Here is a 16007-nt window from a genome sequence, read left to right on the forward strand (position 1 = left end):
TAATAGTTTTGATAAATAGTTAACAACCCAACAAAATGGGGATGTTGCTATGTTACTTGCGGCGGTGCAGGACACAAGTAGAAATCACCAGTTCAGTGCAACATTTCTATAAATATACCCGTCATACTTCAAACTGCCTGTGTATTGGCTGTGTTCAGTCACCCGAATCACTTATTACAGTAAGCTTATCGCCCTTCTGCGGGTCAGCACCGGTGCTGTTCAAAATGGTTTATAACCCATTTATTACTTGCTTACCGCCTTGGTATAATTCGAATTATTTGGGATATGGATACGACACAAATAGAGGAATGATGAATAGCGGAGTAGGGAAGAGCAAAACAGGTGAAAAAACGCAAATATAAAAGGTGCCGAGCCAGCATTTGCCGCCCGGCAATTTTGTATTAGCTGGCTTTCTTGACCAACGGCAGAGCAAATGCCTCACGTAATTCATCAACAAAAGCGGGGTCATGACAAATAGTTTTACCCGGACTATCGGAAAGTTTAGCGACGGGTTTGTCGTTACACTCGACCAACTTAATCACTATATTCAACGGGCTGACGCCAGGGATGTCGCAGGTTAAGCGCGTGCCGATCCCAAATACCAATTTAATCCTTTGGTAGAAATGGCGGTATAGCGACACTGCTTTTTCCAAATCTAAATTATCTGAGAACACCAAGGTCTTCGTCATTGGGTCGATGCCCAGCTTTTCATAATGGGCGATGGCTTTTTCACCCCATTCGACCGGCTCACCTGAGTCGTGGCGTAATCCCTGATAGCGGTTAGCGAATGTTTCATCAAAATCGCGCAGGAAAGCATCCATAGTTATACAGTCTGTTAATGCTACGCCCAATTGATTCGGATACTCATCTAGCCAGACTTGTAATGCCACTCGTTGGCTGTTGGCCAGAACCGGACTAATCTGTTGGTGAGCTTGGAACCATTCATGAGCCTGAGTCCCGACGGGCGCTAAAGACAATTTCCGTGCTAAATCATAATTGCTGGTGCCAACAAGGTAGGGAAACTCGTCTTTTAAGTTACTTACAATGGCGTGCTGTATTTCACGGGAAAAGCGACGACGTGTGCCAAAGTCCATCAACTTGAAGTGAGAGATGTCAATATCGGCACTGAGCGCTTTAAATTGCTGAAGTTTGCTGCGCAACTGTGCAATGGCTTGGTCGGCAGTGACATGTACAGATCGTCGGCGATGGATAATTTCACTGATAACCGCCAACAGCGGCACTTCCCACAGGATTGTTTCGCACCATAAGCCGGTAATCCGAATATCTAATTTACCACCATTATTAGATACGCTGACTTGCTCGGGGTTAAAACGAAAGGCCCGTAACCAAGTTAAATAGTCATTTTTAAAGAAGGGCAAGCCGGAGAGGTAGTTATACTCATCATCGGTTAGTGCCAATTGGCTCATTAACGTTATCTGATGGCGGATTTCGTCGGCATATTCGCCCAGCAGCTCATCACCACGGCAGCGGAACTCAGCGGCAACGATAATATGGCGATAACGATGGAACACTGCTTGTTGCATATGGAGCTTATAAGCATCCGTATCAAGCAATGAAGTCAAAATCGGTGAGGCGTCTTGGGTCATGGCGCTATATAGCATCCTCGTAGGGGCACTTTCCACAGTCGGCATAATCTAAAAGTCGCAGAAGTATACCGGTATTATCCTGTTATTGAAGTCTCATCACACCATAAATGCTAATCAGAGGTCTAGGATTAAAAGTGCCATTATTGGCTAAGTGGCTTTTTTCTTAAATGAGCAGTGCAATAAAAGGTAATTTTTTAGGTATTTAGAGAATACAAAGAAATATATTGTCTTAAAAAATATAGGGTTATTATCTTGAGCCGCATGGGTTCCCAACTGGGTTTTTTTCACAATTGTGATACATTGAAAAGACTATCTGAGTCTAAGACGCAGTCGCTGGGCAACCTTGCTTTGAAACCAAAGTTTTGAGCCAAAACGACCATAAATACAGACTTGATAATCATATTCACTGATGACGTCAAAAGGGTTTCTATGACACAACAGCCGCAAGCTAAATACCGTCACGATTATAAATCGCCGGATTACACTATCACCGATATCGATCTGGACTTTGCCCTTGATGCGCAAAAAACGACGGTAACGGCGGTTAGCAAGATAAAACGTCAGACAGCAGACGTGACGCCGTTGGTTTTGGATGGTGAAGATTTAACGCTTATCAGTATCAGCGTTGATGGGCAAGCGTGGCCACATTACCATTTACAGGGCAATTCACTGGTTATTGAGCAATTACCCGCGCATTTTACACTGACAATCGTAAATGATATTCATCCTGCAACTAACAGTGCTCTTGAGGGGTTATATCTTTCCGGTGATGCACTCTGTACACAATGTGAAGCCGAAGGTTTCCGTCATATTACTTATTATCTAGACCGCCCTGATGTATTGGCGCGTTTTACGACCCGCATTGTTGCCGATAAATCACTTTATCCTTATTTACTGTCCAACGGGAACCGTGTGGGGCAGGGGATTTTGGATGACGGACGTCATTGGGTGAAATGGGAAGACCCGTTCCCGAAACCTTGTTACCTATTTGCATTGGTTGCGGGTGATTTTGATGTCTTACGCGATAAATTCATTACCCGCTCTGGCCGTGAAGTCGCGCTGGAGCTTTTTGTTGACCGCGGTAATCTGGATCGCGCCGATTGGGCAATGACCTCATTGAAGAATTCCATGAAATGGGATGAAACCCGTTTTGGCCTGGAATATGACCTCGACATTTACATGATTGTGGCGGTTGATTTCTTCAATATGGGTGCCATGGAAAATAAAGGGCTGAATGTATTCAACTCAAAATATGTTCTGGCAAAAGCAGAAACGGCGACAGATAAAGATTATCTGAATATTGAAGCCGTTATTGGTCATGAATATTTCCATAACTGGACAGGTAACCGAGTCACTTGCCGTGATTGGTTCCAATTAAGTCTGAAAGAAGGGTTGACGGTATTTCGTGATCAAGAGTTCAGCTCTGATTTAGGTTCGCGTTCGGTTAATCGTATTGAAAACGTCCGGGTAATGCGGGCGGCACAGTTTGCCGAAGATGCCAGCCCAATGGCTCACGCCATTCGTCCAGATAAAGTCATTGAGATGAATAACTTCTATACCTTAACCGTATACGAGAAAGGCTCAGAAGTGATCCGGATGATGCATACTTTACTGGGAGAGCAGCAATTCCAGGCCGGCATGCAACTCTATTTTGAACGCCATGATGGCAGTGCAGCCACTTGTGATGATTTCGTGCAGGCAATGGAAGATGCTTCTAATGTCGATTTGTCTTTATTCCGCCGCTGGTATAGCCAATCTGGTACGCCAATACTGACCGTCCGTGACGATTATGATGCTGAAAAGCAGCAATATCATCTACATGTTAGCCAGAAAACATTACCAACTGCGGATCAGCCGGAAAAGCTGCCATTACATATCCCATTGGATATTGAGCTGTATGACAGCAAAGGTAATGTGATTGCATTGCAGAGAAACGGATTACCGGTTCACCACGTTCTGAATGTGACAGAGGCTGAGCAGACTTTCACCTTTGATAATGTTGAACACACGCCAATCCCGTCTTTACTGCGCGAATTCTCTGCGCCGGTTAAACTGGATTACACCTACAGTGACCAGCAACTCACATTCTTGATGCAGCATGCCCGCAATGAATTCTCGCGTTGGGATGCGGCACAAAGCTTGCTGGCGACATATATCAAACTCAATGTTGCTAAATACCAACAGAAACAGCCCCTGACTTTACCTAATCATGTGGCCGATGCTTTCCGTGCAATATTGCTTGATGAAAATCTTGATCCTGCCCTGGCAGCACAGATTCTGACATTGCCGTCAGAAAATGAGATTGCGGAGCTGTTTACGACTATCGATCCGCAGGCGATCAGCGCAGTACATGAAGCGATTACCCGTTGTCTGGCAAATGAATTAGCGGATGAATTATTGGCCGTCTATGTAGCTAATATAACTCCAGAATATCGTATTGAGCACAGTGATATCGCTAAGCGAGCATTACGTAATACTTGTCTGAGTTATTTGGCGTTTGGTGATGCGGAGTTTGCAAATAAGCTGGTCTCCTCACAATACCATCAAGCCGATAATATGACTGACTCGCTGGCGGCATTGGCGGCCGCTGTTGCTGCGCAGCTACCTTGCCGTGATGAATTACTGGCAGCCTTTGATGTGCGCTGGAACCATGATGGTTTGGTGATGGATAAATGGTTTGCTCTGCAAGCAACCAGCCCGGCGGTAGACGTTTTGGCACAAGTGCGCGCATTGCTGAAGCACCCAGCATTTAGCTTGAGTAATCCAAATCGTACCCGTTCGTTGATTGGCAGTTTTGTTTCCGGTAATCCGGCAGCATTCCATGCTACTGATGGCAGCGGTTATCAATTCTTGGTAGAAATACTTAGTGATTTGAATACCCGTAACCCACAGGTTGCTGCTCGTTTGATTGAACCATTAATTCGTTTGAAAAGATATGACTCGGGGCGTCAGGCATTAATGCGCCAGGCTCTGGAGCAATTGAAAACACTGGATAATTTATCTGGTGATTTATACGAGAAGATAACCAAAGCATTAGCTGCATAAGCCGGCAGTTTGCAAAAGTAAATAATATGTAGATGTTATTGTTTAAATAAGTAGGGGGCATAATAGCCCTCTATTTTTTTGTCATGACAATTATTAACACAACGATAACTTTCGCAAGCAAGGTCTTTGCATGGCTTTACTTCGCAAACGTTTACTTTCCTGAAAGATGAATTTACCATTCCCGCATCAACGGCTAGTCACCGCTCGCTCAGGAGATCATATGTATTACCCACTTGTCAAAAAAGCACTATTTCAGCTTGATCCAGAACGTGCTCATGAATTCACTTTTCGTCAGTTAAAACGGGTCACTGGCACACCACTTCAATTTTTGGTTCGCCAATCAGTCCCGACTAAACCAGTGAGTTGTATGGGCTTGTCATTTAAAAACCCATTAGGTTTGGCTGCTGGTTTGGATAAAGACGGTGAGTGTATTGATGCTCTTGGTGCTATGGGGTTTGGGTTTATTGAAGTTGGCACGGTAACACCACGGCCACAATCAGGGAATGACAAGCCAAGATTGTTTAGGATCGTCGAAGCCGAAGGTTTGATCAATCGCATGGGATTTAATAATCATGGGGTTGATAACTTAATTGAGAATGTCAAAAAATCACATTTTGGCGGTATTTTAGGTATTAATATCGGCAAGAATAAAGATACTCCGGTAGAGCAAGGGAAAGAAGATTACTTGATTTGTATGGATAAAATTTATCCGTATGCGGGATATATTGCAATTAATATTTCATCGCCAAATACGCCAGGATTGAGATCTCTACAGTATGGTGAAGCACTGGATGATTTGTTAGCAGCAATTAAAAATAAGCAAACTGAATTACATCAGCGGCATCATAAGTATGTTCCTGTGGCAGTAAAGATCGCGCCGGATCTTACAGAAGAAGAATTGATCCAAATAGCAGACAGTTTGGTTCGTCATAATATAGATGGTGTCATCGCCACGAATACAACTTTAGACCGTTCTCTTATTCAAGGATTAAATTATTGCGAACAAGCCGGTGGATTAAGTGGTCGCCCATTACAATTACGCAGTACTGAAGTGATTCGCCGCTTATCGCAAGAACTGCAAGGCCGCTTACCTATTATCGGTGTTGGTGGAATTGATTCTGTCACTGCTGCCCGAGAAAAAATGGCCGCGGGGGCTTCATTGATTCAAATTTATTCTGGATTTATCTTCCATGGGCCGCGTTTGATTAAGAATATCGTTACTCATATCTAATTATTTATCTTCTTTACTGGTCTGGGGGTTTATTTATTCCCCCAGCTCGTCTATATTTTATCCCTATAGATTAAATATACATCAAAAATCTTATGCTCTAAATAATTCGAGTTGCGGTAAACGAATAAATCCAAATGAGCTGACATCAGCAAATCATTTGAGTGCCGTCAACGTACATGTAACTTGAAGAATGACGAGTATATAAATTTAGTCCCATTGGGTGGGCGAGACTCAGTTATTGAGTCAATAATGTTAGTCAGTGGTGCGGAAGGGTAAAATATGCGGATTAAACCAGATGATAAATGGCGTTGGTATTTTGATACCGAACACGATCGACTAATGTTGGATTTAGCCAATGGTATGATATTTCGCTCACGTTTCCCGTCTAAAATGTTAACTCCTGATGCATTTGATGAGTGTGCATTTTGTGTTGACGATGCCGCACTTTATTTTGAGTTTGAAGACCAGTGCCGGCAAATTAAAATGGGGCATGAGCAGCGCTCGGAATTGATATTAAATGCTTTGGTCGCGTTTCGTTTCCTAAAACCATTAATGCCTAAAAGCTGGTATTTTGCGCAACAGGCTAAAGCATGGATGCCACAGAATGCGGAACTGGCTGCGGTAAAAGTATTGGATAGCGGTGAAGAGATTAATTTGTTAGTTGTTGAATCCGGTGATTCTGCCAGTTTGTGTTTATTAGCGCAGCCCCAAGTGATATTAGCAGGGCGTCAGTTGGTATTGGGTGACGCGATAAAGATAATGAATGACCGTCTATTGCCATTAGTGATTCAAGAAGTTTATACCACGACAACTTATGACCGAGCGATGTAATATTTTTTTGTAATTTGAAGCCGTAGGTGAGCTGTGTTTATTATTCTGCCCATCCTTGGGCTTTGCTTCTTCGAGACGACTGCAAGTAGCATGCAAAACTGCTTCCGGCAGATTGGTCACTCGAATGATTTACCGCCGGATGCCTATTACGATTACCTTATTTACCGCTAAGAGTAATGTTCCCTTTGGGGATACAACTGCAACAAAGGATAGTCCCGTCATTCCCTATTGCACTTTGTTTTAGCGGTGCGACGTCGCCATCGATTAAGGCAATTCTGCAACTACCACATATTCCCGCCCGACAAGAGTAAGGAATACGGATATTTTGTTGCTCTAACTGCTCTAATAATACCTGCTGATTATTACCGCTAAAGCGAATGCCATTATATTCGATAGATACAGATTTAGACTGATCTTGTGGGGCCGCAAGACTTTCAACTACTGCTCCAGCCCCGTAAGGGCGTGGTGGTTTGGTTGACAGAATTTCTACTTCATCTCCAACCCGAATAATACCGCTATTTCTGGCCACCATATTCTGACCAAAATCGATATCACCATTCTCGGCGGTTCGGAATGTCTGCAGTGTTTGCAATGGTTCGCCAGTGGGATGCTTCCGTCCGCGCTCAATACTAACCGTAGTTAATACGCAGCGGCTGCATGGTTTGACCAAATCAAAGGTAATATCGCCCACTCGGATAACCTGCCAAGAGTCTTCTGCAAATGCACTGGCACCCGTCACGACTAAATTAGGACGGAATTGTTCCAGCTTAATGCTGCCAGGACAGCGTTGCTGCAATTCTTTAAATGAAGCTTCATTAATCAATAGATAAGGGAAGCCATCCGCAAATGACAGCGGAATTTCCGGTATGGGTTTTACCCGCCGGGTTAATTCTGCACCGAGCCAACGCAATTGTACTTCTCGCTGAAAATAGCCACTCAGCCAGTTATTGATATCAGCAGGGGCAATTAGCGCGGTAAAATGATTTCCCCAAACTTCAGTCGGTTCTGCATTGGCTAAAAAATCATTAAAGCGGATACTGGCACTCTCGCCATCGGGGGCTGTGAGATATAAACCGTCAGACATTAAAGCTGGCGTAAACATCACCATCTTTGGAAACTGGCGTGCGGTAATAAAAGTGCCATCTGGTTCGGTAATCATAAATACGCGGTCAAAGGCCAATCCACTGCTGCTGACTTGTGCATGAGAAAGCTGCAAGCCACGCATGGATTTTACCGGATGAACATAGAGCCGGGAGAGGGTAATCACCATTGCCTCCGTGCGAGTATTAAATTAGAGGGAGCAACTTTATGACAAGCTGCTGGGATTAGCTATAATGCGCAACAATTTTCTTTTTGGTGATAGTGCGATATGAACTCTCTGTTTGCCAGCACGGCGCGTGGACTGGAAGAACTGTTAAAAAGCGAACTCGAAGCGCTGGGCGCTCACGACTGTAAAATAGTACAGGGGGGGGTACATTTTCAGGGTGACGATCGGCTCATGTACCAAAGCCTGCTGTGGAGCCGCTTGGCCTCACGCATTTTGTTACCGCTTAACGAATTTAAAGTTTACAGTGACTTAGATTTATACCTGGGTGTGCAGGCCATTGATTGGCCATCAATTTTTGGTGTAGATAAAACTTTTGCCGTACATTTTAGCGGCGTGAATGATGAAATCCGCAACAGCCAGTACGGGGCATTAAAAGTTAAAGATGCCATCGTGGATAGCTTTACTCGCAAGCTGGATCAGCGCCCAACAGTTGCTAAACAGCAACCGGATATCCGGGTGAATGTGTTCCTGCAACGGGAAATGGCCAGCGTAGCACTTGATCTTAGTGGTGAAGGGCTGCATCAGCGCGGCTATCGTGACCTGACGGGGCAGGCGCCCCTGAAAGAAAATCTGGCGGCGGCGATTATCCAACGTTCCGGTTGGCAGTTGGGTACCCCGATGGTCGATCCGATGTGCGGCTCAGGTACATTGCTGATTGAAGCGGCGATGATGGCCTCTGACCGGGCTCCGGGTCTGCATCGAGCGCATTGGGGTTTTACAGCCTGGAGCGCTTTTAACGAAGAGCTGTGGCGTGAATTGACCACCGAAGCGCAAGTACGCGCCCGCCGTGGTTTGCAAGAGACAACCTCCCGCTTCTTTGGATCAGATATTGACCGTCGTGTCATTGAGATGGCACGAGCCAATGCGCGCCGTGCTGGTGTCTCAGAACTGATTACCTTTAATGCTAATGATGTCAGTAAACTGGTTAATCCATTACCAGAAGGCCCGGTGGGGACTGTTATCAGTAACCCACCTTACGGTGAGCGGTTGGACAGTGAGCCTGCATTGATTGCGCTGCATAATATGCTTGGCCGCATCATGAAAACGGCATTCGGTGGCTGGCGTTTGTCACTGTTCAGCGCATCGCCAGAATTGCTGAGCTGTTTACAGTTACGTGCAGATCGCGAATTCAAGGCCAAGAATGGCCCGTTGGATTGCGTGCAGAAAAACTATCAATTAGCGGCTAATCCACAAGGTGCGGCAGGTGTTCAGGTGGCAGAGGATTATGCCAATCGCCTGCGTAAAAATGTGAAAAAGCTGGATAAGTGGGCTAAGCAGCAGGGCATTGAATGTTACCGTTTGTATGACGCCGATTTGCCAGATTACAACGTGGCAGTCGATCGTTATGGTAGCAAGGTGGTCGTGCAGGAGTATGCGCCGCCTAAGACGATTGATGCGCAAAAAGCACGTCAGCGCCTGTTTGATGTTATTAATGCCACTTTGGCTGTGTTGAATTTGCCATCCAATCAGTTGGTGTTGAAAACACGTGAACGCCAGAAAGGCAAAAGCCAATACGAGAAATTAGCTCAGAAAGGCGAGTTCCTGCTGGTGAGTGAATATAATGCCAAGCTATGGGTTAACCTAACGGATTACCTTGATACTGGTTTGTTCCTCGACCACCGCATTGCTCGTCAGATGCTGGGCAAAATGAGTCAGGGTAAAGATTTCCTTAACTTGTTTGCTTATACCGGAACTGCCAGTGTTCATGCGGGGCTGGGCGGTGCGCGCAGCACGACGACAGTTGATATGTCGCGTACGTATTTGGAATGGGCTGAGAAAAACCTGCGAGCCAATGGTTTAACCGGTCAGCAACATCGCCTAATTCAAGCGGATTGCCTCTCTTGGCTGAGTAACACCGATGAGCAATTCGATGTGATCTTTATTGATCCGCCGACGTTCTCTAACTCCAAGCGAATGGAGACCACTTTTGATGTTCAGCGCGATCATTTAGTGCTGATGAAAGAACTTAAACGGTTATTGCGCCGTAAGGGGACAATTATGTTCTCGAACAATAAGCGCGGTTTCCAGATGGATTTGGCCGGTATAGAAGCGTTGGGGCTGGAAGCGAAAGAAATCACAGCGCAAACGCAATCTGAAGACTTTGCCCGTAATCGTCAGATCCACAACTGTTGGCTGGTCACCCACAGCCGCGAGGAAAAGTAAAAACTATGTCGTTAATTAGCATGTCCGGTGCATGGCTGTCGTTCAGCGATGCGCCTTTATTAGATAATACTGAATTGCATATTGAGGCGAACGAGCGAGTTTGTCTGGTGGGCCGCAATGGCGCGGGCAAATCCACCTTGCTGAAAATTCTGAGCAAAGAAGTTCCCTTGGATGATGGCCGCCTCATCTATGAGCAGGATTTGATTGTTGCACGTCTGCAACAAGACCCGCCACGTAATGTCGCCGGGACCGTATTTGACTTTGTTGCTGAAGGTGTTCAAGAACAAGCCGAGCATCTGAAAGCTTATCATGCCACGCTGCATCAGGTTGAACTGGATCCGAGCGACAAGAACCTTAATCGCCTGGCGGCATTGCAGGAAATTCTGGACCATCAGGGGTTATGGCAGCTAGACAGCCGTATTCAGGAGGTGTTGGTTCAATTGGGTTTATCAGCAGATGCTGAGTTGTCATCTCTGTCAGGTGGGTGGTTACGTAAAGCAGCATTAGGCCGTGCGTTGGTAAGCTCGCCAAAAGTGCTTTTGCTGGATGAGCCGACCAACCATTTGGATATCGAAACGATTAACTGGCTGGAAGGTTTCCTGAAGGAATTCCAGGGCAGCATTGTGTTTATTTCCCATGACCGCTCCTTTATCCGGGCGATGGCAACGCGAATTGTCGATCTCGACCGCGGTAAATTGGTGTCATGGCCAGGTAATTACGAACTGTATCTTGCCAGCAAAGAAGAAGCTCTGCGGGTTGAAGAACTGCAAAATGCTGAGTTTGACCGCAAACTGGCACAAGAAGAAGTTTGGATTCGCCAGGGCATCAAAGCACGACGCACCCGTAATGAGGGCCGTGTTCGCGCCTTGAAAGCATTACGGATGGAGCGTTCAGAGCGCCGTGAAGTGATGGGTACGGCGAAGATGCAAGTGGAAGAAACAGTGCGTTCGGGCAAAATTGTCTTTGATCTGGAAAATGTTAATTATCAGGTTGACGGCAAAGTGCTGGTGAAAGATTTCACGGCTCAAGTGCAGCGTGGCGATAAAATTGCGCTGGTGGGGCCGAATGGCTGCGGTAAAACGACCTTGCTGAAACTGATGCTCGGTCAGCTTAAAGCCGACAGCGGTAAAGTACATTGCGGTACCAAACTGGAAGTGGCCTATTTTGACCAGCATCGCGCAGAGCTGGATCCAGAACGCACAGTGATGGATAACTTGGCTGAAGGTAAGCAAGAAGTCATGGTCAATGGCCGTTCACGCCATGTTCTGGGCTATCTGCAAGACTTCTTGTTCCACCCTAAACGCGCCATGACGCCGGTAAAAGCATTATCTGGTGGCGAACGTAACCGCCTGTTATTGGCTAAATTATTCCTTAAACCAAGCAACTTGCTGATCCTCGATGAGCCGACCAATGATCTGGATGTGGAAACACTGGAGCTATTGGAGGAAATGGTTGATAGCTATCAGGGCACTGTGCTGTTGGTCAGCCATGACCGCCAATTCGTTGATAACTCGGTGACGGAGTGCTGGATTTTTGAAGGTAATGGCCAAATCAGCAGCTTCGTGGGGGGGTATTATGATGCTCACCAGCAGCGCGCTGAGGCGAAACCTATTCGTCAGGTAGCACCAAAAGTAGAAGAAACCAAAGCTGTTGCTCCCGCAAAAAGTCCTGCATCAGCGGCAAAACGCCCCGGTAAACTGAGCTATAACTTGCAACGCGAGCTGGATCAGTTACCACAGCAGTTAGAAAATTTGGAAAAAGAAATCAGTGGGTTACAGGCAGAAGTCGGCCACGCAGACTTCTTCTCCCGCCCACATGAAGAGACACAACAGGTTTTGAAAGCATTGGCTGATGCCGAACAGGCCTTGGAAGTTGCATTTAGCCGTTGGGAAGAGCTGGAAGCTCAGAAAAACGGCTAAACATCTGTTTTCGCCGTTCTACTAAATGATGTGCTATACGATAGTATGCCTATTGTTATATTAGTATCGTAACAATAGGTATTTAACTATACCCAATAGATTTCAATGTACAGGAAGGTGGTTGGCAACACGCCTGTACTTAGAAAGATAAAGGGAATATACAGATCAGCCGTGAGGGATCCGATATTGTGTTCTGTAATTCAGTCTGAGCACGGCGAACACTCTGGGCAGTCAGGGAACGTTATCCTGTGCCGGCAGTGTGACATGTCAGTGGCCTTACCCTCCTTGCCTTATGGCACAAAAGCGGTATGTCCGCGCTGTAAAACTACACTGACTGCGCGGTGGGATGAACCACGCAAGCGCCCGGTGGGTTATGCGATCAGCGCGCTGTTTATGCTATTGCTGGCTAATATGTTTCCTTTCGTCAATATGCGTGTGGCGGGGATCACCAGCGAAATAACCCTGATCCAAATACCCAAAGTGATGGTGGCTGATAACTATGCCAGCATGGCGACGTTATTTATGGTTTTGGTTCAGTTGATACCGGCTTTCTGTATGGTGGCTATTATTCTGCTTTGCCTGCGGGTGCGAATGCCACATCGCTGGAAAGCACTCATAGCAAAGGCGTTATTCCAATTTAAAACCTGGTGCATGGTTGAGATTTTCCTCGCCGGTGTGTTAGTCAGTTTTGTCAAACTGATGGCGTATGGCGAAATTGGCATCGGCAGCAGTTTTGTCCCATATTGCTTATTTTGCTTGTTGCAGGTGCGCGCTTTCCAATGTGTTGACCGCCATTGGATGTGGCAAGATATTGCCCCCGCACCGGCATTATCTCAGCCACTTGTTGCGGGCCAAACAGGTTTGCGCCAAGGCCTGCGCTCTTGCGCGTGCTGTACGGCCATTTTACCGCAGGCCCAGGTGGAGTGCCCACGCTGCCATACCCATGGTTATATTCGTCGGCGTAATAGCTTACAGTGGACAATGGCATTATTAGTCACGTCCGTGATGCTGTATGTTCCCGCGAATCTGATGCCAATCATGATAACCGAAAGCTTAGGAAACCAGATGAACTCCACCATTATGGCTGGGGTGATTTTCCTGTGGAGTGAAGGTTCTTATCCGGTGGCGCTGGTCATTTTTATTGCCAGTATTATGGTGCCGTCATTAAAAATGTTGGCGATCGGCTGGTTATGTTGGGATGCGAAAGGCAAAGGTAATACTGACACTGAACGAATGCATTTTATTTATGAAATAGTCGAATTTGTTGGCCGTTGGTCAATGATTGATGTCTTTGTTATTGCGGTGTTGTCGTCATTAGTGCGTATCGGGCAACTGATGAGTATCTATCCGGCGATTGGTGCGCTGTTATTTGCGATGGTGGTTATCCTGACCATGTTTGCTGCATTAACCTTCGATCCTCGTTTAACCTGGGATCGGATAAGTGAAACAACTCAGAAGGAGCCGCAAGGTGACGGACAATAATCCCAGCCAGGGTGTGGCAGAAATTGAAAAAATCAAGCGGTGGTCCCCAGTGTGGATCATCCCGATTGTTACTGCGCTGATTGGCGCATGGGTACTGTTTTATCATTTTAGCCATCTGGGGCCACAAGTGGTGATGACCACTTTGAATGCTGAAGGTATTGAAGCCGGTAAAACAAAAATAAAGAGCCGTAGCGTGGATGTTGGCATCGTTGAACAGGTGACCCTGAGTCAAGATCTGAACCATGTTATCGTGCAGGCGCGGTTGAATTCCGGCATGAATAGCTTGTTGCACAGCGATACGGTTTTCTGGGTAGTCAAACCGCAGATTGGCCGTGAAGGGGTTTCCGGGCTGGGAACACTGCTGTCAGGTGCCTATATCGAATTGCAACCTGGCGGGAAAGGTAAGGCATTGGATGAATTCACATTGTTGGACTCTCCCCCTCTTGCTTCGCCAGATGCTAAAGGGATCCGCATTACACTCGATAGTGAACAAGCCGGGCAGTTGAGCGCGGGTGATCCGGTGTTGTTTCGTGGCTATCGTGTCGGCTCGGTGGAAACCAGTACCTTTGATGCTAAATCACGCCTGATGCGTTATCAGTTATTCATTGGCGCGCCTTATGACGGTCTGGTCAACACCAATGTTAGATTCTGGAAAGACAGTGGCGTGGCGATAGACCTCTCCTCACAGGGGATGCGCGTTGAGATGGCATCACTGGCGACCTTGCTCAGTGGCGGCGTCAGCTTTGATGTGCCGGATGGTCAGGAGCTGGGTAAACCAATCACCCAAGATAAAGCTGAATTCAAACTGTTTGATAACCGCAGTAGCATTCAAAACTCGCTGTATACCGAACATGAAGATTTCTTGCTGTTCTTCTCTGATTCTGTGCGCGGCTTGCAAGCTGGTGCGCCGGTTGAATTCCGGGGTATCCGTGTCGGCACCGTGGGAGATGTACCTTTCTTCACTGAAGGTATGAGGCAGCGGGTGGACAATGACTTCCGTATTCCGGTGCTCATCCGTATCGAGCCTGGCCGTTTTCGCAATGATTTAGGCCCGGATGCTAATTTTGAACAAATACTGAAAACCGCCAAAGAACGCGGTCTGCGTGCTTCCTTGAAATCAGGCAACCTGTTGACCGGTGCATTATTTATTGATTTGGACTTCTACCCAGATGCAAAACCTTGGAAAGGGCCGCTGGAAGTGGCGGGTTATCCATTGTTGCCAACCGTCAGTGGTGGTTTGGCGCAAATTCAGCAGAAAGTGATGCAGACGCTAGATAAAATCAATAGCCTGCCGCTGAACCCAATGGTCACTGAAGTCACCAAAACATTGGCTGAAAGTCAGAAAACAATGCGCGAAACTCAGAAGACGTTGGAAGCATTGACCGCGATTACTTCAAGCCCGGCAATGCAAGATCTGCCCAAAGATCTGCAAAAGACGTTGAATGAGCTGAATCGCAGTATGAAAGGTTTCCAGCCAGGTTCACCGGCCTACAATAAAATGGTGGGTGATATGCAGCGTTTAGATCAGGTCTTGCGTGAATTACAACCGGTATTGCGAACGCTGAATGAAAAGAGCAATGCGCTGGTGTTTGAAGCGGCAGGAAGTCAGGATCCTCAGCCTAAGAAGGCCAAAAAATGATGAAATGGATGGCAGTTATCGCAGCGCTGTTACTGAGCGCATGCAGCAGTACACCCAGCAAAACATACTATCAGTTACCTGCACTCAGTGCGCCTGTGGGGGCGACCAGCAGTGTGGCGTCACGGCAACTGTGGGTTGAGCATGTTGGCGTGGCTGACTATTTGGCTGCTGCGGGCGTGGTGTATCAAACCAATGACGTACAGTATGTGATTGCCAGCAACAACCTGTGGGCCAGCCCGTTGGATCAGCAGTTGCAGCAGACCTTGGTGACTAATCTGAGTCATGCATTGCCGGGTTGGTTGGTGTCCTCACAACCACTTGATAGCGATCAGGATGTACTTAATGTGACTGTCACCGGGTTCCACGGCCGTTATGACGGAAGAGCTATCATCAGTGGTGTTTGGATACTTAAACACCGGGGGCAACTGATTAAACAGCCGTTTGATTTAGCACTTAAACAGAACGAAGATGGCTATGACACGCTAATTCGTTCTCTGGCCGAGGGCTGGCAGCAGGAAGCTAAGGCGATTGCAGCCCAACTGCGCTGATTTTAAGTCATATTTTGTTCCAAATAAGTCTAATCCTCTTTCATAGATAATAAAAAACTTATCGTGAAAGAGGATTATTAATAAATATCAATTAGTTAACGTCTCCCACCCCAAATCAATCACTTAGCAAATTCAGCGTGCATAGCTCACAAATGTGACATTGGCGTGAATTTTGCGCATTGCTTTTCTGTTTCCTAAGGTCTATCACTTAACTG

General features: G+C 46.5%; 10 protein-coding genes. 8 read left to right on the top strand and 2 right to left on the bottom strand.

Annotated elements, in window-relative coordinates; translation table 11 throughout:
* Positions 1-401 precede the first annotated feature (401 nt).
* Entirely contained in the window at positions 402-1607 is a 1206-nt protein-coding gene (gene pncB, locus F0T03_RS08525) for a nicotinate phosphoribosyltransferase (protein ID WP_145555099.1), read from the bottom strand.
* Between the two features lie 429 nt (positions 1608-2036).
* Here pncB and pepN point away from each other — a divergent pair, with 429 nt between their 5' ends.
* The 3 genes from pepN to F0T03_RS08540 all read left to right on the top strand — a co-directional run bounded on the left by pepN (position 2037) and on the right by F0T03_RS08540 (position 6714).
* A complete protein-coding gene (gene pepN, locus F0T03_RS08530; RefSeq protein WP_145555100.1) occupies positions 2037-4652 on the top strand; it encodes an aminopeptidase N in 2616 nt (871 codons plus the stop codon).
* A gap of 220 nt (positions 4653-4872) precedes the next feature.
* Positions 4873-5883 (top strand): quinone-dependent dihydroorotate dehydrogenase, encoded by a 1011-nt coding sequence (gene pyrD, locus F0T03_RS08535; RefSeq protein WP_145555101.1) that lies wholly within the window; start codon positions 4873-4875, stop codon positions 5881-5883.
* A 279-nt stretch (positions 5884-6162) separates the two neighbouring features.
* Positions 6163-6714: a cell division protein ZapC gene (locus F0T03_RS08540; protein ID WP_145555102.1), complete on the top strand. Its 552-nt coding sequence runs from the start codon at positions 6163-6165 to the stop codon at positions 6712-6714.
* A 157-nt stretch (positions 6715-6871) separates the two neighbouring features.
* Here the strand turns inward: F0T03_RS08540 and F0T03_RS08545 are convergent, their stop codons facing one another.
* Positions 6872-7984, bottom strand: coding sequence for a YcbX family protein (locus tag F0T03_RS08545; RefSeq protein WP_159677843.1), 1113 nt, complete (start codon positions 7982-7984; stop codon positions 6872-6874).
* A gap of 99 nt (positions 7985-8083) precedes the next feature.
* On the opposite strand from F0T03_RS08545, the gene rlmKL reads away from it, so the two are divergent.
* From rlmKL to pqiC, 5 genes are all read left to right on the top strand, one after another.
* Complete coding sequence (gene rlmKL / locus F0T03_RS08550) at positions 8084-10204, top strand: bifunctional 23S rRNA (guanine(2069)-N(7))-methyltransferase RlmK/23S rRNA (guanine(2445)-N(2))-methyltransferase RlmL (RefSeq protein WP_159677846.1); 2121 nt, start codon at positions 8084-8086, stop codon at positions 10202-10204.
* Positions 10205-10209: 5 nt separating this feature from the next.
* Positions 10210-12123, top strand: a complete 1914-nt coding sequence (locus F0T03_RS08555; RefSeq protein WP_159677849.1) for an ABC transporter ATP-binding protein — start codon at positions 10210-10212, stop codon at positions 12121-12123.
* A gap of 198 nt (positions 12124-12321) precedes the next feature.
* Positions 12322-13605, top strand: coding sequence for a membrane integrity-associated transporter subunit PqiA (pqiA, locus tag F0T03_RS08560; RefSeq protein ID WP_374757572.1), 1284 nt, complete (start codon positions 12322-12324; stop codon positions 13603-13605).
* Positions 13592-15244, top strand: coding sequence for an intermembrane transport protein PqiB (pqiB, locus tag F0T03_RS08565; RefSeq protein WP_162526916.1), 1653 nt, complete (start codon positions 13592-13594; stop codon positions 15242-15244). The genes pqiA and pqiB overlap by 14 nt, the downstream gene beginning before the upstream one ends.
* A complete protein-coding gene (gene pqiC / locus F0T03_RS08570) occupies positions 15241-15792 on the top strand; it encodes a membrane integrity-associated transporter subunit PqiC (protein WP_159677852.1) in 552 nt (183 codons plus the stop codon). Before pqiB ends, pqiC begins: the two co-directional genes overlap by 4 nt.
* Positions 15793-16007: the final 215 nt, after the last annotated feature.

The organism is Yersinia canariae (assembly GCF_009831415.1).
Lineage (GTDB): Bacteria > Pseudomonadota > Gammaproteobacteria > Enterobacterales > Enterobacteriaceae > Yersinia > Yersinia canariae.